The sequence below is a fragment of the Alteromonas portus genome (assembly GCF_005117025.1).
Lineage (GTDB): Bacteria > Pseudomonadota > Gammaproteobacteria > Enterobacterales > Alteromonadaceae > Alteromonas > Alteromonas portus.
On the sequence record NZ_SWCO01000003.1, the window covers coordinates 107,207 to 129,516 of the forward strand.

Here is a 22,310-nt window from a genome sequence, read left to right on the forward strand (position 1 = left end):
GAGTAATAGCTGTGCTTCGTAAAGAGCGCTATTGCGGATATTTGTTGAGTGGAAACAAAGTAAAACAAAATTTTAAGTACACAGCATTAAGCAAATTTGCTCGCCACAGCGTAGTTAACGTAAAAAGGGATATATTATGCGTTCTTTATTGGTTCTATTTTTTCTGATTTTTCTCACATCGTGTAGTTCAAAGCTGGCATACAACAATATCGACTGGTGGGTCTATTGGTATCTGGACGACTACATTGACCTTAAAGATGAACAAGAAGAAAAATTTGATGCCTACCTTCAAAATTGGCTGAGCTGGCACAAAGAAAGTGAACTTACTCGTTATAAGACGCAACTAGAGGGCATAAAAGAGCAGATTCAAAACGGCACCTTAGATTCGAGAAGTGTTTATCGCAATCTTGAACTAATGAGGGCGCACTGGGAACGCGTGCGTGATGAAGTTAGCCCACAGTTAGCTGAAATTGCAAAAACGCTAGACGATGAACAAGTGGTTTCACTGTTTGCAGCTCTTGAAAAAGATAACAAAGAGGAAGAAGAAGAGCGTAAAGATACGTTAGAAAAATCTGAAAAAGAACGTTTAGAGGAACGTGTCGAGCGTATAGAAAATACAATCAGTGAACGTATCGGTAAGTTGACCCCCGAACAAAAGCAAATAGTAAGTTCCTACTCAACACAGTTTATTTCCACAGGGGGAGAGTGGCTGACCTATCGCAGGAATATACAAAACGCTGCCCGAAAACTGTTTGTAACACGCAAATTCAATAACAATTTCGAAGCCGAACTTATAGAATTAATGCAAAACCCTGATAACTACAAGAGCGATATTTACAAGCAAAGTAGTGCACACAATATGAACGTTAGCGCTACATTAATATCAGAACTTTTCACCACGCTTAGTGACAAGCAACGTGAAAGGCTTATTGAAAACCTAGATGATTTAATTGATACGGTAGAAAACTTTAAAAATTAATTCAAAATAACTCGTTATTTTACAGCGAAAACTAGTCTGATTGTTGAGTATTTCCATCGCTTATCATTTTTCTGGCACGAGCGTCTGATTGCTTGATCATGTCGTCTATAAGTGTGGTTTCAGGCATATTTTTCCAATATTTCTTAGGCATTTGGCTAAGCATTGCATTTGTTTTAATACGAGCCGGATTGAAGATGTTCGAATAATATGTAAGCCAATAACTCTCGATGCGGTCGTTATTAGGAACGACACTAGGATCGGGATTATCTTCAAGTACAAGGGTCTCGGTGTTCCAGTGAGCAGCGCGATAGGGTGTGAGTATAGACCATCGCATGTTTTTAAAGCGGGTTTTAAAAAAGTCTAGCTTAACTTCTAAACAAAAATGTTCCGGTTCGTACCATGCAATAAAATGCTCTTGGCCTTCGAGAATAACCTCTCTAAACCGCAAAAAAGCACTCATTTTGTATGCGTCTCGTTTGACGGCTTTAGCCATAGAATACAATTGCATGACGTCATCATCCGTTTTTAAATGAATTAAGTTTTTATTTTCATAAATAACGCGCCATAACACCCGATAACACAAAGCGAATCGGCTTTCGTCTTGGTGGCATAACGCATATTTTAAAAGCATTAGCAGGGGCTTAGGTATTCTAAGGTTGCGCTGTGTTTTGTTGCTAGAAGCGTTATCTATAATATTACCGAAAAGATCATCTTGGGTAGCTTGAGCGCCTTGCCAAATTATATCTTCAGGCGTTATGAGATTAGCCAAGCATTCTCGCGAAACTTGTCGCCACTCGTCGAAGCCTGGAACCGAGGAAATTGTAATGGTTTTCATATCGCGTAATCTTTACGAGTAATTCTGAACTGTGTCTTTTTAAGGCACGTTTAAGCACTAAATAACTCAAACTGTTTGGGCTGCTTGAACTGAAGTTCGAAGTTATTACTATCTAGTAAATGTATGTCAGGGAAATAATCTCCCACGCTTATAAAGGGCTTTAACTTTTTAAGTGGAAGACGCATTTTGGTTAGGTCTACCCAGTTAAGCTTTGTGTTTCGTCTAATAGAAAGGATTTTTTGTACTGTACGCGCACCGAGACCGGGCACCCGCAATAGGAGTTGCTTGTCTGCTTTATTTAAATCGATAGGAAATAAGTGCCGGTTACGCAATGCCCATGCAAGTTTAGGGTCGTAGTCCATATCTAGCATATCGTCTTGCAATATTTCGTTTAGTTCAAAGCCATAGAATCGCAACAGCCAATCAGCCTGATAAAGTCGATGTTCACGTATTAACGGTGCGGGCTTTAGAGGTAAAACCTCTGAAGCATGAGGAATGGGAGAGAACGCTGAATAATAAACCCTTCGTAATTTTTGTTGGCTGTAAAGCTTAACACTTGTACCCAAAATTGTTTTGTCGTTAGAATCATCAGCCCCAATTATCATTTGTGTCGATTGTCCGCCAGGCGCAAAACGGGGAGGGCGTTTTCCCGAAAAGGTTTTATCGAACTTATGTTCTGCTATTTTGTCTTTGAGCGAATTCATCGAACCGTGAATATCGCTAAGGTCTTTCTCTGGCGCATATTTATTTAACGAAGACTGTGTTGGCATCTCTACGTTTATACTGAGCCTGTCAGCATACAAACCCGCTTCTGCTTGCAACTCGGGCGATGCATTTGGAATGGTTTTAAGATGAATATACCCCTTAAAGCCATGATCAAGACGCAGAGACTTTGCTATGCGAACCATACTTTCCATAGTGATATCAGGAGAGCCAACAATACCTGAACTTAAAAACAACCCTTCAATGTAGTTACGTTTATAAAAGTTAAGGGTTAAATCTACCGTTTCTTTTACCGAAAACCGAGCCCGTTGAACGTTGCTAGACACTCTATTGATGCAATAATGACAGTCGTAGATGCAATAGTTAGTCATGAGGATCTTTAATAAAGACACACACCTTCCATCGGGTGTGAAACTGTGACAAATCCCCGCACCGCCGGTAAGTGAACCTATACCCGTTTTTTCGGCTTTTCCAGCGTGCCGTTTACCCGCTGAACCACTTGCACAAGAGGCGTCATACTTTGCCGCATCAGATAATATTTCGAGTTTTTGTATCAGTTTGTCATGCATCGCTGGTGAGCACTTCCTAAAAATAGTGTCGGCTAGTCATTCTCTGTTCACCTAAAATAGGCGCCCCCACACGTTATCTGCGAGAAAATAAAGAATGAAGAATCCGTATAGTGTATATTTATACAGTATATCTTGAAGAGAGAAAAATTTGAACTTAAATTCCTATTGCTGAAATTTAAGTTTATAGATGTAAGGAGAGAAGCTAGGTGAAAGCATTGAAGAAAACGGGGGAGATGTACCAATAATAACGCTGCTGGAACACTTTAAAACCCAATGAATTTAGAGAGCTCGTCTCTTATGTTCTCATACTTTTCTTTGTACGGCGCTTTTAAGGTCATATCATCAATTAGTTTGAATAATCGCTTACACTCGTTAACGAGTTTAATGTCCGCATTATCTTCTTTTATAGCTATTTGCAGTAAGCACTGTAGTAGGTTAAGCGCAACCCCTGTATTTACAGGTGCAAAGCCTTGGGCTAAGGCAAACGAGGCTTTAGCTCGTTCGTAGTCTTGCTGCTGATAATGCTGAATACCTTCTCGGTTAAACTGTTGGTAACATGCCAGGTTTTTTTGTGCGTTTTGAGCCTGTGCCTTTAGCATGTTTGAACTATTTGGATCGAGCTCGGCCTCTCTTGATGAAAGCATTGCATTGAGCTGAAGCGCGTCGTCGAATTCACCCAGTTTGTACATAATATTGATACTGTCTGGAAGAAAAGCCGTAGGGACTTCTGTGTATTTATCCTCCAACTGTGTTTGTGATGTATTTAAGTGACGTTTCGCATCAATTAACTTTCCGTCTATCGCACTTATTCTTGCGTTTACAATATAGCCAAAGATGTCTACGTCGAACTCTCTGTCTATTTTTTGTAAATGCTCATCAAACTTGCCTCGTTGAAGGGTAAGTAGCGCCTCTTGTTGATACTTGTTACGTTGCTTTTTATCTTCAGCGCTCTCGGCTACATCAAGCAAACTGCGAATAATGCCGCACCAGTGCAGGCTTGTTTTATTGACAGTGCGCTTAGATAAGTCCCAAATAGCTTGGCTGGAAGTGGCAGCGAGTACTAAATCGTTACTCTGACGACCAATTTCGCACGCTTTATAGTGACGAGGTAACGAAAAGGGAGACAATTTAATTGCCTCTTTTATTGACTCAAGGGCTTTTTCCGACGATGACATGGCGTGATGAGCCTGTGCGAGAATATCATGGGCGTCTGCATTAAACCGGTTACGCTTTAGCGTTTTTTTGGCAACAGAAATTGCTTTTTCATAGTCGTTAAGCTGAAGATAAGACTTTCCAATTGCTATTTGCGCCCATAGCACAGGTTTGCCTTCTATATAGTCACGCAGAACATCAAGTGCTTTTTGAGGCTGCGATATACGCCAGTAGAGCTCAACGAGTAGTTGTTCACAATGACCCTTATAGTGACGCGGGGTTTCTAAAAGCCCTTCGATGTGGTCAATTGCGCTATTGAATTCACCTTGTTCTATTAAGCTGAACGCTAGCTGGAGGAACTGCCTTTTTTGCCAAGCGCGTATAATCCGAGACTTTAATTGGACTTGGGAAAAAGGCTTTATTAAGAAGTCATCGGGGCGGCGTTCGATACTGCCAAGAACTACAGGCCGGGCACTATCGGCACTGATAAGAATAAATACTGAGGTAGGATTAATTAACCTGCGAGTGCGCAACTCTTCAATAAGTTCATAGCCATTTTTATTCTCTGTCCCCAGATGTAAGTCACAAATTACAATATCAAACTTGTGCTTTTTGCAAAGCGATACAGCTTGTTCAGCGGAAGATTTCGTGACTACATCGGACGCGCCCATTGAATGCATAAGCCCTTTCAAAAGAAGTAAGAAAGGGCGTTGATCTTCAACAATCAATACTTGTTTGTTGCTAAATTGCATTTCAAATCCATGAATGAGCGCTGCATTTACTTGTTACAAGTATATCTAACTTTAAAAAATAAGCTTAAGAAAAACATTATCTTGCCGAAAACATACGTATACACACAAAGCCTTTATTACGAATGTCTGCAGAAATAACCCAAGCGAGTGAAAAAGCAACAATCGACCCCAGTATTTTCTGGGAGCGAAGCGGTGTTCTTGCGCGTTCATCGTCTCAGGGGGCTTTGTTCTCTTTATATCTTGCCATGCACCAGCACAGTGTGGCAGAGCCATTTGAAATAGAAGTAGCAACATCCGCTAATGACAATATTCAAAGCATAGAAGCAAAGCTTGCTTCGCTTAATCATTACAGGCGGCCTTCATTATCGGCTAATGAAAAAGCGTGGGAAAATATGCACGTATGTTCAAGCTTAGTGTCTAAGGATTTCGAAAGTGCCCGTCTTTTTCTTCACATGAAACCATTGCCGCTTGCGCAAACTGATAACGCGAAACGACTCCCTGATGACGTAGTAGAAAACTGCAGCTTAGCAGCGCAAAAACGACTCAAAAAACAATATGCCAATATGCTAAAAGAAGATAATACAATACTTTACGATATTCTCTCGGCACAAGGTGAAAGACAAACTACGAAAGACGGAAATAACAAACAGGTTCACGATAGTTTGTCATCCTTTGAGAAGATTGCGTAAACTTGCTGATAGTAGCTAGAACAAGCATATTAGCCCGCTCCCGTATCCGGCCTAGTTTTTACCGCTCTTTTTTGTTATATTCCGCGCCGCATTTTTGCACTGGTCTTACGCTCCAATCAGCAAAGGTTAAAATATGTCTAAATTTATTGTATGCGCGATGTACAAGTTCGTTGCGCTTGAAAACTTCAAAGAAATTCGCCAACCGCTTCTAGAAACTATGGAAGCCAATGGTATCAAAGGTACACTTCTACTCGCTCACGAAGGCATCAACGGTACAGTTTCTGGTACCCGTGAAGGCATTGACGCATTGCTCGCTTATCTGAATAGCGATGAACGTATCAATCCTATTTCTTATAAAGAGTCACTTCACGATGAACAGCCGTTTTATCGCACGAAAGTAAAACTGAAAAAAGAAATCGTGACTATGGGCGTTGAGGGAATTGACCCTCGCAAAACCGTAGGCACTTACGTAAAACCTAAAGACTGGAACGCATTGATTAGCGACCCAGATGTTACGGTTATTGACACGCGAAACGGTTATGAAATTGAAATTGGTACGTTCAAACACGCTATCGACCCTAAAACCGAAACGTTCCGCGAGTTCCCTGAATACGTAGCTAAAGAACTAGACCCGTCAAAAAACAAAAAGGTAGCGATGTTCTGTACAGGTGGAATACGCTGTGAAAAATCGACAGCTTATTTGAAAGAGCAAGGTTTTGACGAGGTTTACCACTTAGAGGGCGGCATTCTTCAGTATCTGGAAGATGTGCCGAAAGAAGAGTCATTGTGGGAAGGTGATTGCTTTGTATTTGATAATCGCGTTGCAGTTAACCACGACTTAGAGAAAAGCCATTATGAGCAGTGCTACGCGTGTCGACTTCCTATTACCGAAGACGACAAACAAAGCGATAAGTACGAGCCTGGTGTAAGCTGCCCTCACTGCTTTGGCACCCATACCGACGACCAAATTGCTCGCTTTAGAGAACGAGAAAAACAGGTTCAGCTGGCGAAAGAGCGTCAACAGGAGCACGTAGGTACTGAAGCGCGTTTAACCATGGAACAAAAGCGCCAGGAAAAAGCAGAAGCTCAACGTTTACGCGCACTTAAAGCAAAAGAAAATCAGGCGTAGACAGCTAGAAAGAAGGGCGTTACACTCGTGGTTATTGCAGTTGAAATAAGGAATGCGAGTGAGCACTCAACTTTCAGAATCTAAAATTGAAGAAATTAGAAAGGACTTCAGCTTTTTCGATCGTGATGGCAATGGCCAAATCGATTTACCGGAGTTCATCGAGCTTCTAACCGTTATTTCACCAAAAACGAAAGCTAGCCATGTTCAAGAAGGCTTTAAGCTTATCGATAGTAACGACGATGGTTACATCGACTTTGAAGAGTTTTTGGAGTGGTGGCAAGAAGGATGGTGGGAGTACTAAGCGTAGCCTTAGTAATACCTGTCCATAACTGAGATTTTAAAACACACTATGCAAAGTGTGTGTATAAAGATCCTTGGCTACGCAAATATAAACGCAAACGAGTGCTCCACCGGAGCGCTCGTTTTTTTATGCCCTAGGTTTATGCTACTTAGTGAACACCTTAGGCCGTCTCTTAAACAAGTATGTACCAATAGTATAAAGGTTCTGAGCCTACCGTGGCGTAAAAACGCCCACTAGTATCGGTGGTTTCTGCTGAAAATCCCTTCGAAATATGCGCTAAAACTGCACATTATAGAAAATAAAGGTTGCTAGAGTAGTCCTTACCATTTCCATGTACAGTTAGTTACTTAAAGGGCGGCTTGAAACACACTATGAGAATAGTAAACCTAATAATTCTATTTGGACTGGCGGTGCAACTTATTGCTTGCGGTTCGGAAGACTCAGATACCTCAGACAGTGACGTCGTTGCCGAGACCGACAGCTCGACCAATACTTCAGATGAAAACACTACCAGTGTAGAAGTCTTTGACCCCAATCTTTTTTCCTCATTTTCTCAAATCAGTCCATTTGAGCTAGTGGACTGTACATTGTCAAACGGTGAGGACTCTCAATGTTATACCGCGGTATATGAAAATGTTCGCGAAACCCGAACGGTTATTTGTCCGGAAAACGTAGGTGAAGTTGGCGGATTAGGTATATATGACGGCACAACGAACCCGGGTATACGTGTTTTAGATGATGATTTATGGGCAGATTTCGCAACAGACGGTTACGATATTATAAATGATGATGGCACGATAAATATTCAAGTACCAGAAGGCGGCCCCGGTTCTGGTTTTATTGAGGCGGGCTCCGGCATCAGTGGCTCGTGTTTAGATGCAGAGTTAGACGAAACCTATCAGATCACATATACCATTCCGGCTTACCCGACAAAAGCAACTTCTGTTGCCACTACGAATTCACTGGAATATTGGGGATTATCGTTAGATGGCTTTCCATTTGCTGAAAAGCCACCAGGTGCGGCGAGTCAAGTGGGTGTCGCTATCCCTGGATTAGACAGCTGCGGCGGGCATCCACAACCTGATGGCCCGTATCACTACCATTTAGTACCCCATGTCATCGACGATTTACTCGCACAGAATGACATAACTAAAGTGGTTTGTGAGTACATTCCACAAACTGACAATACCATTTTAGGCTATGCAAGAGACGGTTTCGCTATTTATGGTACGCGAGATGCTGATGACACAATTCCTAACGATCTAGACCAATGTCAAGGTCATACCCATTCCTCTGACGATGACAATGAGACTTATCATTATCATATTACCAATGAACTTAGTCCATCTACCGATACTGGTTACACTAACATCCTCCCTTGCACTGTTGGCGAAACAGCTGAAAATAATGGGTTTGCTCGTTATGAATAGTGCCAATATAAAGTGGATACCGTGGTATCGATACAAGCTAATGTTTTATAGTTTGTGTTTAATCGGGAGCTTGTTGAGTAACAGTGCTTATGCTCACAATACCCAACAAGCCAGCTTCAATGTCGTTCTTAACGGCACCGAAAGTTATATCGACCTATATTTGTCCCAATATGGGGTAGAGCAAGCATTAAAAGCAAGCCAGCCTTCGTCAGATAGTAATGATACTGATAGCACGGCTTTTAAGCAGCGCTTAATTAAGCATATCAAAGACAATACAAGACTGTTTGTGAACGGCAGTATTATTACGTATGGTATGGGGATGCTAAAGCTCGGTAGCCATGAAACCCGTGCTCGGCTAAAGCTAAACAATGTTCCAGAAGTAATTTCTCAGATTGAAGCTAAAGTTACGTGCTTTAGCAACAATACCCATCAAGTCAATGTGCTTAGCATCACACACAACGGCACTAAAAAACGCTACCGCCTAAGCGACGAAAATAAATATGAAATAGCATTTTCTTGGGCTAGCTAACGATTGATTTAGCGCGTGTAAATTGCCCAACTGAAATTTGATCCAAGTAGTGTGGCCATTTTTAACTAATTAACTATAGCGGTCACAATACACTTCTATTTTGGGGGCTTAGCCATTCTAATTTAGTTGGGAAGACTTCTTTATTACTGAATAAAGGTAGAAGTTAGTGTGTAGAGATCACCAATCACCACTATATATAACGTTAGCTTTAGCAGCTTCTACTTCTAACGGTGCTTTTTCGTACCCATATTCTGCCATGTCAAAAAAGTGTTGGGTAACAACGTCATCTAAACTGGCTCTTTCAATCTGAAGTACATGTACAAGCTCATGGGCTAGCTTGGGCCTAGTGAGTTTGAAATCTTTTCGCGCGTATATTGAATACCCAAAAACTTGTGCGTTATTTATTATGCCTTCTCCAACTAGACCAACGGCTTCACCAAAAACCTTAAGTGCGAAGTTTTCATGAGGGAATGGCACTTCATCAACATAGACAACTCTTACTTTTTCAGGGTATTTAATGCCTATTTCAGCTGCTAATGCCAGCTCTTTTTGATTTAACGGTACACCTATTTCCATGCCTTCCTTGTCTGTTTTTTGCGCCCAACCTATATACTGTGGCAATAACACACTGGCTATTAACGTTTTATGAAAAAGTACCGCGATGAGTGCAACAACAATTGCCGCTATTGATATAAGCTTGAATAGTTTCACTTTTTCAATATCCTTTTTAAAAGTCTTTTAAGAGCGCTAATAAACAACGAACTTAACTAATGAGTTGAAAATTTTAATGTGCGTAGTACAGCATATACTGGAAAGACATTACACTGAAAGAGTGTAAAAAATGTGCGTGAGAATAGAAAGTTGTACTACCACCACTAAGCTCAACGATAGCGGTGGTTTATAAGCTAGCTAACGAGTAGTTTTTACTCGTCGTCATCGGATTGTGTGTTTCTTGGCTTGCGCTTAACAGGAACCATACCAATATCTTCTCCAGACATGGTATCTACACGCTTTTTAGTGACAGGTTTTGCTGGTTTCGCTACGCGCTTTTTACCATTTTTCGCATTTGATTTTTTCGACACTTTTTTCTTCGGCGTAAAACCTTTAAAAGACGCCGAGAATTCGTCGTGGGGTGAACACTCTAATGCATATTGAAGATGACTCTTAAGCCCTTCAAAGCTGTTCCAATCGCGCGGGCCAATTAACGAGAAAGCTTCGCCTTTTTGCCCAGCACGACCGGTGCGTCCAATACGGTGAATATACTCATCGGCGTTTTTGGGTAGGTCGAAGTTAATTACCAAGCCAACCTTTGACAGGTCCAGACCACGAGAGGCGAGGTCAGTGGTAACCAAAATACTGTGCTGCCCACGAGCAAACGCACTCATTACCGCTGCCCGTTGGCTTTGTAGCATATCACCACGAAGCGCAATCGCTTCTAAATTCTCTTCGTTAAGCAATGCTGCAATTCTATCGGTATCTTCACGGGTAGCAGTAAATACGATAGCTTGGTTGTAAGTACGGTTGGCTAGCTCAAATTGTAAAATTTGATCTTTGTTTTCAACATTGTCTGCAAAGAAGCACTTCTGTTCGATATCGCCATGCTCTGCAGTTGAGTCTCCTACAGCTACGCGAACAGCGCCTTTGGTCAACTGCGTGGTCATATGCTTAAGCTCAATATTATCGAGCGTGGCTGAAAACAACATAGTTTGACGCTTTCTGTGATCAGCATAGTCGTTAATCATTTTAAGCTGAGCAGAGAAACCTAAATCTAGCATACGGTCGGCTTCATCGAAGATCAACAGCTCTAAACCGTTCAAATACACACTTTTATCTAAAAGGTGATCGGCTACACGACCTGCTGTGCCAACGATAATGTGAGGGTTACGGCGAAGCGCTTTAACTTGGTCGTTGTAGTTTTCGCCGCCCACAATAAGCGAGCAAGTAAGGTTCAAACCTGTACACATTGACTTGGCTTCAATGAAAACTTGTTTGGCGAGTTCACGTGTTGGCGCAAGAATAAGTGCACGTGGATCTTGTCTGCTTAACGCTTTTTGCGACATTAGGCGGTTTATAGCTGGCACTAAAAAGGCGAAGGTTTTACCTGACCCCGTTTTTGATGACGCAATAATATCTTTGCCCTGAATAGCAGGCAGCATAGTGCGTTCTTGAATTTCGGTTAGCGTCGAAATGTTTTTTGTTTCGAGCTTTGAAATAATTTTGTGGTGGACAGGTAAATCGGTAACTAGCAAGAAGGGTAGGCCTTTTTAAATTAATATTCGCGTGTATTATCCCTTAATGCAGGGTTCATTTAAAGGTTTATTGGGAACGGTTCATTTGCTTGAATACGCAAGGTGTATATGTGTGACATTGTTTGATATAAAACAAAACGCATCAGTGAACATATTGGCTTAGTAGTGCAGAGCTTGTAGCGCTAATAGAAGGGCAAAGTATTGTGGAGGGGAGCGTGCCTGCTAATTGTATGGACCGCGCCTACCCAAACGACTTATTTGCGAAAGGGTAAACGCGAAAAGGAAAGTATCTATTAAGCTAAGGTTTAAAACTGCATTTCTAGTACACTGTCTGGCACTACAAGTTTTCCGCCTGTTTTTTCTTTAATTTCGTCAACGCTAACCCCTGGTGCGCGCTCTTGAAGAACAAAAGCACCGTCTTCCACACTGAGCACTGCTAGGTCAGTAATAATACGGGTAATACAATTCACACCAGTTAACGGTAAAGTACATTCGCTAAGCAATTTGGGATTACCATGCTTATCAGTATGGGTCATGGTGACTATTATGTTTTTTGCGCCAGCTACTAAGTCCATAGCGCCCCCCATGCCTTTAACAAGTTTTCCTGGGATCATCCACGATGCAATATTACCTGATACATCAACTTCAAATGCACCTAGTACCGTAAAATCTACGTGACCACCGCGGATCATAGCGAAGCTTTCAGCACTGCTAAAAATTGACGCGCCTGTAATAGCGGTAACCGTTTCTTTACCGGCGTTTATCATATCAGCGTCTACTTCATTTTCAGTGGGATAACGCCCCATACCTAACAGGCCATTTTCTGACTGCAACATAACGCTTATGTCATCCGGTACATAGTTAGCTGCTAGAGTAGGGATGCCAATACCCAAATTGACGTAGTCTCCATCTTTGAACTCTTGGGCTACACGCATTGCTATTTGTTCTCTACTAAGCATTATACTGACTCCTTGCTGACTACACGGCGTTCAATACGTTTTTCAAACGACCCCTGAATAACACGGTTCACATATATGCCCGGGGTGTGGATCTCGCTGGGGTTCAATTCACCGGGCTCTACAATCTCTTCCGCCTCTACCACAGTGATTTTACCTGCTGTAGCTGCCATAGGATTAAAGTTTTGTGCTGTATGGCGATAAATACAGTTTCCGTAAGTATCTGCTTTCCATGCCTTTACTATGGCAAAATCGCCAGTAATAGCGTGTTCAAGAATATAAGGGCGACCGTTAAACTCTTTGACTTCTTTACCTTCACCAACGGGCGTGCCGTAACCTGTAGCGGTATAAAATGCAGGGATGCCAGCACCGCCAGCACGCATTTTTTCAGCTAGTGTTCCTTGTGGCGTAAGCTCGACTTCCAGTTCGCCATTAAGCAACTGCTTTTCAAAAAGTGCGTTTTCACCCACATAAGAAGACACCATTTTGGCAATTTGTTTATCTTCTAATAAAAGACCTAACCCAAAACCATCCACACCACAGTTATTTGAAACTACAGTCAGTCCAGACGTACCCATTTTCTTAATTTGAGCTATGAGTCCTTCTGGTATACCACACAATCCGAAGCCACCTGCAATAACCGTCATTCCGCTCGCGAGCCCAGCCATGGCCTCATCATATGACGATACGACCTTGTTAAATCCTGCCATTTTCCATCTCCAACCCAATTGTTAAAAATAAGTATTAACTTTGTTGTGTTATTTGTAAAATCGAATTAATCTTGCCATTAATAAATATATTTTATTAATGGCAGGGTTATAGATTACGTCTATGGATGTTTCATACCGTCAAATAAAGGCCTTCGTAGAAGTCGCTAGGTCATCAACGTTTGCTGAAGCAGCAGTAAACCTGCATTTAACGCAGCCAGCTTTGTCCTCGGCGATTAAAAAGATGGAAGAGCAGTTGGGTGGAAAGTTGTTTCAACGCAATACTCGTAACGTGAGCTTAACACCAGAAGGCGAAGTGTTGTTTCCAAACGCGCTGAGGCTTCTTCATGACTGGGACAACACGTTTTCAGATATGCAAAATCTTTTTGCCATGGCGAAAGGGCAACTTACCGTTTGCGCTATGCCGTCATTTGCAGAATCTCACCTACCAGAAATTTTGTCGATTTTTCATCAGCGTACTCCGAACGTAAACTTGCGAATAGTAGATGTAGTGATGGAACAAGTTATTCATGAAGTGACTACCGGACGCAGTGAAATAGGTTTTTCTTTTGAGCCAGAGCGCAAAGATGGCTTAATGTTCAAAAGTTTATTTGCCGATGAGTTCGTTGTGGTGACCAATAAATTTCAATCAGCCAACCTGAAAGAGCAATTACTTTGGAAAGATTGCCTTAAACTACCATTAGTAATGATGAATAGAGGCTCTGCGGTGCGCCATTGGACCGAATCGAAACTAGCACAGTATGGCGAACTAAATATTATCGCTGAAACAGGTCAGCTATCTACGCTCGGTAAACTTATCCAAAATGGATTAGGCATTTCTATCATGCCGGCTATTTGCAAGGCACAAATGGAGAGGTTAGGGCTAGTAGCAAAACAAATATCTGATGAGCCCTTGGTTAAAAATATTGGAATAATAATAAATGAGCGAAAGGGACTATCGCTGCCTGCACAGTCGATGTGGGATTTGGCTGTTGCGCATTATGCTAGAAAAGCATAATGCGCAAAATAAGTGCTTTAAGGACTAAGGAATTACCACTTTTTCTTAGGCGCGAAAAGCTCGTCGAGCTCGTCCCTTTCTTCTTCTTGCTTCTTAACGCGATCTTTTTCATTCACGCTTTTAAGGTTACTTTGTATCTCGTGTAACCACTCGTTAAGTGAAGCAAGCTTGGACGTAGAATAATCATCTTGAGGGTTTTGATTTTCTAGTGCGTTCTTTGCCTTTTCAAAGTACTGCCTTGCAGAGCCAAGCATATTGGTTTGAAGCGCAGCGCGGCCGCGTTTGATTAACGTCTCCACATTCACCTTTACCTGCAAGCGTTCAAGCTGCTTATCTTCATCCATAAACACCTTTGAATCGATTTGTCCCTTACTATGCTCAGAGCGGAGAATAATACGCAGTCTCTTAACAGCTTGAATGTACTGAATAATCATCTTGTCATTATCTGGCAATGAAAACTCAGACGTAGCACCGGATTTATCAGAGAGTGCTGCGGCAGTTGCTTGTTCACTACTAGAAATTCTTTGCTTTAATTCTGCGGTGCTTGATAATTCGTTCATCGCTTTAAGCGCATTAAGAATACGGTTATGAAGGATGCCCATAATTCTCGAAGAAACAGGCATGTTGACACTAGCAGCGATAACGTTCTCTGTTTCATCAACAAGGGTGCGTTGTTTAGCTAGTTCAGTTCGACGCTCTGCTTCTTGCTTTTGACGATGCTGTTGGATTGCGTTAATGAAAATAGCGGCGATGAGCAAAACAACAATTAAAATAATAATGATCACGTACATGCGTGTTTTTCCGTCTGTTTTTATTTCTTATAACGTCAGTTATTTTTAACCATGAGCGTTACTTTCTGAATTCTCTACTGTTATCGGTCAATATTACGGTATTTTTACTTCAAATACACTTCCGCCGAAACATCCACCATTTGAAAGAGCAATCGTTCCTTTCTTATCGCCTTGAGAGTGGGCACGTGCGATGAGTTTAGCAAAGAACAAACCAAGGCCTGTTCTGCCTTGGCTTAATTCAAAATCACACAAATCTTCGTGACTTTTAGATAGCATATCTTCGGGGTAACCACTGCCATCATCTTCAATCCTTAATGTCACAAAATCATTGTCGTCGACATGTGCTGAAACAAGTATTTTCGACGTACCATAGCGCATGGCGTTAATGATAACGTCATTCAAAAGTAAATAAATTAACTCGCTATCTAGGTACCAGCTCAGGTCTTCTTCTATATCAATGCTTATATCAATATTTTTTTGAGAGACATACAAGGCGTTTGAGCCAACAACATCTTCGACTAAATCTTTAATAAAGCTTTCATCAACCGTTATAGGTAGACTTTCTAGCTCAGCTCTGTACAGCGAAAGGATCTGGACAAGGTTCGTGTTAAGTCTCGACGCTTCATAGTGAACACTGGCAACTTGTTCTCTTGCTTTAGTATCATGCGGTGAGAGGGTGTCGCTTAACGTTTCAATAGACTGGATCAAAAGAAAAAGTGAGTTTTTCATATCGTGTACCGCGGCAGCTAATACCGATGAAAAATCTATTGTGGATGTAACCTGTTTACTGCTACTCATTATCTATAAAACGCCGTGCGACTTTTAACCCTTTACATACTGTAGAAGAGATTGAACTATGAAGGGCTAATTACGCCTAAATTTGTAAAAAAATGAACTAAATTCAACTTTATAATGCTAATTTTGTAATAGCAACTAGTAAAAAACAGCAGTTTTGGTTATAACGGAGGGAGTAAAGTGTCAGTCTATCCCTAAAACGGTGTAAAATATGAAGCTACAGCAACTACGGTATATCGTAGAAGTTCTCAATAATAACTTGAATGTATCAGCAACGGCGGAGAGTTTATATACGTCTCAGCCAGGTATCAGCAAGCAAGTACGTATGTTGGAAGACGAGCTAGGCGTTCAGATATTTGGCCGTAGTGGCAAACACCTTACACATGTGACAGACGCGGGCAACGACGTTATCAACATCGCACGGGAAATTCTAGCAAAAGTAGAAAGTATTAAAGCCGTAGCTAGAGAGCATACGCTTCCTGACCAAGGTAAACTGAATATAGCTACGACTCATACACAAGCACGCTATGCTTTACCTAACGTGATTCAAGGGTTTATGAGTAAATACCCGAAAGTTTCGTTGCACATGCACCAAGGCACCCCCTCTCAAATTAGTGACTTAGCCGCTAAAGGCGAAGCTGATTTTGCTATCGCTACGGAAGCATTACACTTATACAACGATTTAGTTATGCTGCCTTGTTATCACTGGAACCGAAGCGTAATCGTTAATAAAGACCATCCTTTGTCTAAAAAAGGCACTATTGATATTTCTGACATTGCGAAGTATCCATTGGTTACTTACGTTTTTGGTTTTACGGGCCGTTCTGAATTAGACCAAGCGTTTGAGAGAGCTGGGCTTACACCCAAAATTGTCTTCACCGCAACCGACGCCGATGTGATTAAAACCTATGTACGCCTTGGGGTAGGTATTGGTGTTATTGCGTCTATGGCGGTAAGTGAGGACCTAGACGATGACCTTGTAAAGATAGACGCGAGCCACTTGTTCGATTACAGCACAACAAAAATAGGTTTCAGAAAGGGGTCGTTCTTGCGAAGCTACATGTATGACTTTATCGAACGTTTTGCACCTCACTTAACAAAGGATAAGGTGGAAAAGGCCATGATGTTGAAAAACAACGAGGAAGTTGAAAAGATGTTTAAAGGCGTAACGCTTCCAGTTAAGTAACGTGTTGAAATTCACGCATATCAATAAAAAAGGGGCAAATGCCCCTTTTTTGTATTTTCGATACTGGTTTTACGGAGCTAGCACTCAATAATATTTACTGCAAGTCCGCCTCGTGCGGTTTCCTTGTACTTTGTCTTCATGTCGTTACCTGTATCGCGCATGGTTTTAATCACCTTATCTAACGATACTTTTTGCTCACCCGTTCCTCTTAATGCAAGGCGAGACGCATTGATGGCTTTTATTGCGCCCATGGCATTACGTTCAATGCAGGGAACTTGAACAAGACCGCCAACCGGATCACAGGTAAGACCTAGATTATGCTCCATACCTATCTCAGCAGCATTTTCAACTGCAGCCGCAGTACCACCCATAATTTCCGCCAGGGCACCAGCAGCCATTGAACAGGCCACACCAACTTCTCCTTGGCAACCTACTTCGGCACCAGAAATCGACGCATTTTCTTTATAAAGAATACCGATGGCTCCGGCAGTAAGAAGGAAGCGACTTGCCACTTCTTCATCTACAGGTCTAATAAATTTATCAACGTACTGAAGTACGGCTGGAATAATACCCGCTGCACCGTTAGTGGGTGCGGTAACAACCCGTCCTCCCGCTGCGTTCTCTTCATTAACTGCTAACGCGAACAAATTTACCCAGTCCATGGTTTGCATAGGGTCGTTAGTATGCTCAGTCTGGAGGCGGCGATACAAACCAGGTGCGCGGCGTACTACTTTTAGGCCGCCAGGAAGTATACCTTCGCTTTCAATACCGCGCTGTATGCAGGCTTTCATGACTAGCCAGATATTATGTAGCTGCTGCTTTACTTCATGCTTAGGCCTAAAGGTTGCCTCGTTGCGCAACATTAATGAGCTGATACTTAACCCATTGTTCTTACACTGAGCGAGTAAATCGCCGGCAGTTTTAAATGGAAAGGGGACTGAGGCCTGAAGGCTGGCTGCATGGGCTTTAGTCGCATCGAAATCTTCGTCTTTTATTATAAAACCGCCACCAATACTGTAGTAGGTTTGCGCTTTAACTAATTCGTCTTTTGCATACGCATAGAACGTCAATGCATTAGCGTGCTTTGGTAATGTTTTCCGGCGATGAAATACAATGGCGTTTTTATTAGGAAAGCGTACTAATCTTTGACCGTTAAGGCAGAGTTTCTCGCTGTTTCGAATTTCTTCAAGCTTAGATTCAATAGTGTCTACATCGACAACGTCAGGTAATTCACCTAAAAGACCTAAGATGACAGCTTTGCCAGTGCCATGGCCAATGCCCGTTTGACCAAGAGAACCAAACAGTTCAACTTTTACGCTATCTACCGTTTCAAAAAGCGCTGCATCTTGAGAGAGCTCCGAAACGAACTCAGCGCCTGCTTTCATTGGGCCAACGGTGTGCGAACTAGATGGGCCTATGCCCACGCTGAACATATCAAATACACTGATCATAAACTTTCAAAAATTAAAACAAAGTAATAATTAGATCATGCATCCACTGGTTGAAAACCACAATACAGAAAAGCTAATAATAAGATTAGTTTTGCTAATATGCTGTAAAGTTTAATTTATAGTAAAGCGGCGCTCTATATAGGTTTGTAAGCCGATTACGGATGTATGTGATGGGAAAGGTTTCTGAGCATAGCAGCAGTTGCCCCCCAAATCATGCGATGCTGCCAGGGAATGAAATAGATAGGAAAGGCTTGTTTATTACGGTGCGTAGTGTGTACTAGGTGATTTTTTCTATTAAGCACATGAGCAAGGGGGACTTCGAATGCGCTCTCAACTTCGTTTTTATCTATTAGCGGCGTGAAATCGGGATTTACAAAGCCGACAACAGGCGCTATTTCGTAGCCGCTGATGGTCCGGTATTTGGGCAGCATGCCTACAACATCAACATGAGTAGAAGGCAAGCCCACCTCTTCTTCAGCCTCGCGAAGCGCAGCATCAAAGAAAGAACGGTCGGTTTCGTCAACCGCACCGCCTGGAAAACTGATTTGTCCAGGATGGTGTTTTAGATGGTGTGCACGTTCGGTAAGTAATACTTGAAGCGAGTTGCCATAGTCTATCAAAGGGATTAACACGGCCGCCGGTCGTCCAGCTTTTCTAAGCGGGAAGTCAGGCTCTGAGTGGGGTTGCCTCAAGTGATGAAACTGAGATAGAAATTCGCTTCTGGTCATTGGTGCTTCGTATTACCTCTTTCCAAATGTACCCATCATGCACGACACATACTCGTTACGCTATGCATTATTTAAGTGTTTAAACTTCATCGTGCTTTCGATTCATAGCTTCTAATACTGGCAGTATTTTGGACACCTTATCTAGGGTTTCTTGATACTCTTCGGTTGGCTTAGAGTCTAGCACAATACCACCGCCGGCCCAGCAATGTAGCGTGTTCTTTTCGGCTAAAACCGTTCGTATACAAATGCTTGAATCCATATCTTCGCGAAATCCCATGTAAAACACGCTGCCACAATATATATGGCGGCGGTGTGGCTCAAGTTCATCAATCACTTCCATTGCACGTATTTTAGGCGCACCGGTTATAGAGCCACCGGGAAATGCAGAAGCCAATAGGGCCAAGGGCGAAGAATTGTCATTCAGCTCGCCAATTACTGTGCTTACTAAATGATGAACTGCCTCGTAGCTTTCAAGGGCAAACAATGCCGGCACTTTTACAGAATTTGGCTTACAGTGTTTAGAAATATCATTACGCAGCAAGTCTACAATCATAAGATTTTCAGCGCGGTCTTTTTCTGCGCTAAGTAAACTTTGTGCACTGGCTTTGTCTCTTGTGATATCGGCAAAGCGCGGCCGTGTGCCTTTGATTGGTTTTGTTTCTACTGCCCCATTGCTTACACGCAAAAAGCGTTCGGGAGAAATAGATGCAATACAACTTTCAGGAAGCTTGTAGTAGGCAGAAAAGGGCGCTTGATTTTGATTGCGTAACTCACAATATGCTTGCCACACACTGCCTTCAAACGTTGCACTGAATCGCTGTGCCATGTTCACCTGATAGCAATCGCCAGCTCGCAAATACCGGTGTATTTTGCTTAGGCAAGCTTCATATTCTAATTTAGTTAAATTAGATTTGAAGTCAGACGTAAGCGCAAAATAAGAGTCTGATGACACGTTAGTAATTGCAGAAAAATACTCTTCCAGTGGTTGATTTTTTGCAGTGCAATAATAAATGAATCCCGTTTGGGTATCTTCAATAAGAGAGCAAAGGTAAAGTCCCACAGCAAAATCAGGCGTGTTGTAGTCACTTTTAGCATTACTTGGCAATGCTTCGTAAAAACGCCCTGTGTCATAGCCTGCCATGCCCGCTACACCAACTATGAATGGCAAACACGAGAGATCATATTCTGTGTCTAATTCAACAGACTTCACCCTGGTATGCAAGTGTGTCTGAACCGCCTCGAAAGGCTGCATGTCTAGCTGCTCTCTGGAAGAGGTATCTAATTCGACTAGTTCAACATTGCCGTCTTTAGCTTCAACAACCGCTTCTGGTGAAAACGCCATAATATTAAACCGGCCTTCACTTTTTTTCGATCCCGATGTATCTAACAAAATTGAATAGGGCAGTGTAGATACTTGTTCAAAAAGGTGATTAAACACTGCAGTGCATTCACAGTTAAGGGAAAACCTTTCGGCTAACTCTTTTTGAGTAAAACGGGAGACATGAACGTGAATTGTATCTGGGTGTAACATAGGTGTTTTCTGTACTTCTTTTTATGGCCGGCGTTTTGTTGCGTAATACAAACATGCAACGACCTTCTATTTCTAACTGTTATAGGCTAATAAGCGCATTTCACCATTGGCGTTAGAACGTTTGGTTGGTGCTCTAATTCTCATAGTTTTCAAAAATAACTGGAATTAGCCTAATGCGCATGGTTTTACATGGTGCGATGTCTTTAGATGCGCTAGTATACGCTTTTTTAGCTAGCTAAGACCACGAAAGCCAAATAAAAAGAGGATGTCATGACCGTTATCCGTCAACAAGACTTCATTGACAGCATTGAAGATGCCCTACAATTTATTTCTTATTATCACCCGCTAGACTACGTGAAAGCCGTAGAAGAGGCGTATAAAAAAGAAAAAAGCCAAGCTGCAAAAGATGCCATGGCACAAATTCTTATCAACTCGCGCATGTCTGCCGAAGGTAAGCGCCCTTTATGTCAAGACACGGGAATTGTGACGTGTTTTGTTAAAGTTGGTATGGGAGTGACGTGGGACAAAACTGACATGACCGTTCAAGAAATGGTTGATGAAGGAACGCGCCGCGCTTATCTCAATCCAGACAATCCACTACGAGCGTCAATTGTTGCAGACCCAGCAGGCGCGCGTAAAAATACCAAAGACAATACGCCATCTGTTGTGCATATCGACATGGTAGCGGGCGAAAAGATTGAAGTGATGATCGCAGCTAAAGGCGGCGGTTCAGAAAATAAATCGAAAATGGTAATGCTTAACCCAAGCGATGATATTGCTGACTGGGTGGTGAAAACATTACCAACAATGGGCGCTGGTTGGTGTCCGCCAGGCATGCTGGGTATAGGTATTGGTGGTACGGCTGAAAAAGCAGCGGTACTCGCGAAAGAAAGCCTTATGGACCCTGTAGACATTCAAGAACTTATTGAGCGTGGACCACAAACAACGGATGAAAAACTTCGTCTAGAAATTTTTGACCGCGTTAACAAGTTGGGTATCGGTGCGCAAGGCCTAGGTGGTTTAACGACTGTTGTTGACGTTAAGATTAAGTCACTTCCTACTCATGCTGCATCAAAACCTGTAGCAATGATCCCTAACTGTGCTGCAACCCGTCATGCACATTTCTATCTTGATGGTTCGGGTCCAGCGGAACTTACTCCACCTAAGTTAGAAGACTGGCCAGAAGTAACATGGGAAGTTAGCGAAAACACTCGCCGCGTTAACCTTGATGAAGTAACAAAAGAAGATATCCAAGAATGGAAAGTAGGCGAAACGGTGCTGCTTTCAGGTAAGATGCTTACCGGTCGTGATGCTGCTCACAAGCGCATTCAAACCATGATGGAAAACGGTGAAGGCTTACCAGAAGGCGTTGATCTAACTAACCGCTTTATTTATTACGTAGGTCCCGTTGACGCCGTTGGTAATGAAGTCGTTGGTCCTGCTGGCCCAACAACCGCTACCCGTATGGATAAATTCACCGACATGATGCTTGAGAAAACAGGCCTAATCGGCATGATTGGTAAAGCAGAACGCGGTCCAGCAACCGTGGATTCAATTGCAAAACACAAAGCGGTTTATCTAATGGCAGTTGGTGGAGCGGCTTACCTTGTATCTAAAGCCATTAAGAAATCTCGAGTCGTAGCATTTGAAGATTTAGGAATGGAAGCGATTTACGAGTTTGACGTAGAAGACATGCCAGTTACCGTTGCAGTAGACAGCACGGGTGCCAATGCTCACAAAAATGGTCCGGCCATTTGGAAAGCAAAAATTGAAGAGCTTGATGCCTCGCTATCTAAATAGATAGGAAGGC

The 22,310-nt window shown here is 42.3% G+C and carries 21 protein-coding genes; 9 read left to right on the forward strand and 12 right to left on the reverse strand.

Annotation, left to right across the window (positions count from 1 at the left end; genetic code table 11):
* Positions 1-136 precede the first annotated feature (136 nt).
* Positions 137-979: a DUF6279 family lipoprotein gene (locus E5672_RS06865; protein ID WP_136781518.1), complete on the forward strand. Its 843-nt coding sequence runs from the start codon at positions 137-139 to the stop codon at positions 977-979.
* Between the two features lie 31 nt (positions 980-1,010).
* On the opposite strand, the gene E5672_RS06870 is transcribed toward E5672_RS06865, so the two are convergent.
* From E5672_RS06870 to E5672_RS06880, 3 genes are all read right to left on the reverse strand, one after another.
* On the reverse strand, positions 1,011-1,814 hold the full coding sequence (locus tag E5672_RS06870) for a TIGR03915 family putative DNA repair protein (RefSeq protein WP_136781519.1): 804 nt from the start codon (positions 1,812-1,814) through the stop codon (positions 1,011-1,013).
* 50 nt (positions 1,815-1,864) lie between these two features.
* The gene (locus E5672_RS06875) at positions 1,865-3,106 is read right to left on the reverse strand and encodes a putative DNA modification/repair radical SAM protein (RefSeq protein ID WP_136781520.1); all 1,242 of its coding nucleotides are present in this window, start codon (positions 3,104-3,106) and stop codon (positions 1,865-1,867) included.
* A gap of 263 nt (positions 3,107-3,369) precedes the next feature.
* Positions 3,370-5,010 carry a response regulator gene (locus tag E5672_RS06880; protein ID WP_136781521.1) on the reverse strand — a complete coding sequence of 547 codons (1,641 nt, stop codon included), beginning with the start codon at positions 5,008-5,010 and terminating at the stop codon, positions 3,370-3,372.
* 122 nt (positions 5,011-5,132) lie between these two features.
* Between E5672_RS06880 and E5672_RS06885 the strand changes: the two genes are divergently transcribed.
* The 5 genes from E5672_RS06885 to E5672_RS06905 all read left to right on the forward strand — a co-directional run bounded on the left by E5672_RS06885 (position 5,133) and on the right by E5672_RS06905 (position 9,088).
* Positions 5,133-5,699 (forward strand): VC2046/SO_2500 family protein, encoded by a 567-nt coding sequence (locus tag E5672_RS06885; protein WP_136781522.1) that lies wholly within the window; start codon positions 5,133-5,135, stop codon positions 5,697-5,699.
* A gap of 133 nt (positions 5,700-5,832) precedes the next feature.
* A complete protein-coding gene (gene trhO / locus E5672_RS06890; RefSeq protein ID WP_136781523.1) occupies positions 5,833-6,828 on the forward strand; it encodes an oxygen-dependent tRNA uridine(34) hydroxylase TrhO in 996 nt (331 codons plus the stop codon).
* 52 nt (positions 6,829-6,880) lie between these two features.
* The gene (locus E5672_RS06895) at positions 6,881-7,129 is read left to right on the forward strand and encodes an EF-hand domain-containing protein (protein WP_039220280.1); all 249 of its coding nucleotides are present in this window, start codon (positions 6,881-6,883) and stop codon (positions 7,127-7,129) included.
* A gap of 371 nt (positions 7,130-7,500) precedes the next feature.
* On the forward strand, positions 7,501-8,559 hold the full coding sequence (locus tag E5672_RS06900; protein WP_136781524.1) for a YHYH protein: 1,059 nt from the start codon (positions 7,501-7,503) through the stop codon (positions 8,557-8,559).
* A gap of 73 nt (positions 8,560-8,632) precedes the next feature.
* A complete protein-coding gene (locus E5672_RS06905; RefSeq protein WP_136781525.1) occupies positions 8,633-9,088 on the forward strand; it encodes a hypothetical protein in 456 nt (151 codons plus the stop codon).
* 177 nt (positions 9,089-9,265) lie between these two features.
* Here the strand turns inward: E5672_RS06905 and E5672_RS06910 are convergent, their stop codons facing one another.
* The 4 genes from E5672_RS06910 to E5672_RS06925 form a co-directional block, all read right to left on the reverse strand.
* A complete protein-coding gene (locus E5672_RS06910) occupies positions 9,266-9,781 on the reverse strand; it encodes a hypothetical protein (protein ID WP_420809569.1) in 516 nt (171 codons plus the stop codon).
* 230 nt (positions 9,782-10,011) lie between these two features.
* Positions 10,012-11,337: a DEAD/DEAH box helicase gene (locus E5672_RS06915; protein ID WP_136781527.1), complete on the reverse strand. Its 1,326-nt coding sequence runs from the start codon at positions 11,335-11,337 to the stop codon at positions 10,012-10,014.
* A 305-nt stretch (positions 11,338-11,642) separates the two neighbouring features.
* The gene (locus E5672_RS06920; RefSeq protein ID WP_205676479.1) at positions 11,643-12,296 is read right to left on the reverse strand and encodes a CoA transferase subunit B; all 654 of its coding nucleotides are present in this window, start codon (positions 12,294-12,296) and stop codon (positions 11,643-11,645) included.
* A complete protein-coding gene (locus tag E5672_RS06925) occupies positions 12,296-13,003 on the reverse strand; it encodes a CoA transferase subunit A (RefSeq protein WP_136781529.1) in 708 nt (235 codons plus the stop codon). Before E5672_RS06925 ends, E5672_RS06920 begins: the two co-directional genes overlap by 1 nt.
* Positions 13,004-13,124: 121 nt before the next feature.
* Between E5672_RS06925 and E5672_RS06930 the strand changes: the two genes are divergently transcribed.
* Entirely contained in the window at positions 13,125-14,018 is an 894-nt protein-coding gene (locus tag E5672_RS06930; RefSeq protein WP_136781530.1) for a LysR family transcriptional regulator, read from the forward strand.
* Between the two features lie 32 nt (positions 14,019-14,050).
* Here E5672_RS06930 and E5672_RS06935 read toward each other — a convergent pair whose 3' ends face one another.
* Entirely contained in the window at positions 14,051-14,809 is a 759-nt protein-coding gene (locus tag E5672_RS06935) for a hypothetical protein (protein ID WP_136781531.1), read from the reverse strand.
* A 93-nt stretch (positions 14,810-14,902) separates the two neighbouring features.
* Complete coding sequence (locus E5672_RS06940; RefSeq protein WP_136781532.1) at positions 14,903-15,607, reverse strand: sensor histidine kinase; 705 nt, start codon at positions 15,605-15,607, stop codon at positions 14,903-14,905.
* Positions 15,608-15,815: 208 nt separating this feature from the next.
* Between E5672_RS06940 and cysB the strand changes: the two genes are divergently transcribed.
* A complete protein-coding gene (cysB, locus tag E5672_RS06945; protein ID WP_136781533.1) occupies positions 15,816-16,790 on the forward strand; it encodes an HTH-type transcriptional regulator CysB in 975 nt (324 codons plus the stop codon).
* Positions 16,791-16,867: 77 nt separating this feature from the next.
* Here cysB and E5672_RS06950 read toward each other — a convergent pair whose 3' ends face one another.
* The 3 genes from E5672_RS06950 to pabB form a co-directional block, all read right to left on the reverse strand.
* Positions 16,868-18,241: an L-serine ammonia-lyase gene (locus tag E5672_RS06950; protein ID WP_136781534.1), complete on the reverse strand. Its 1,374-nt coding sequence runs from the start codon at positions 18,239-18,241 to the stop codon at positions 16,868-16,870.
* A gap of 155 nt (positions 18,242-18,396) precedes the next feature.
* Positions 18,397-18,969, reverse strand: coding sequence for a CoA pyrophosphatase (locus E5672_RS06955; protein ID WP_136781535.1), 573 nt, complete (start codon positions 18,967-18,969; stop codon positions 18,397-18,399).
* A gap of 79 nt (positions 18,970-19,048) precedes the next feature.
* The gene (pabB, locus tag E5672_RS06960; protein ID WP_136781536.1) at positions 19,049-20,500 is read right to left on the reverse strand and encodes an aminodeoxychorismate synthase component I; all 1,452 of its coding nucleotides are present in this window, start codon (positions 20,498-20,500) and stop codon (positions 19,049-19,051) included.
* A gap of 270 nt (positions 20,501-20,770) precedes the next feature.
* On the opposite strand from pabB, the gene E5672_RS06965 reads away from it, so the two are divergent.
* Positions 20,771-22,300 (forward strand): fumarate hydratase, encoded by a 1,530-nt coding sequence (locus tag E5672_RS06965; protein ID WP_136781537.1) that lies wholly within the window; start codon positions 20,771-20,773, stop codon positions 22,298-22,300.
* The last annotated feature ends 10 nt before the right edge of the window (positions 22,301-22,310 follow it).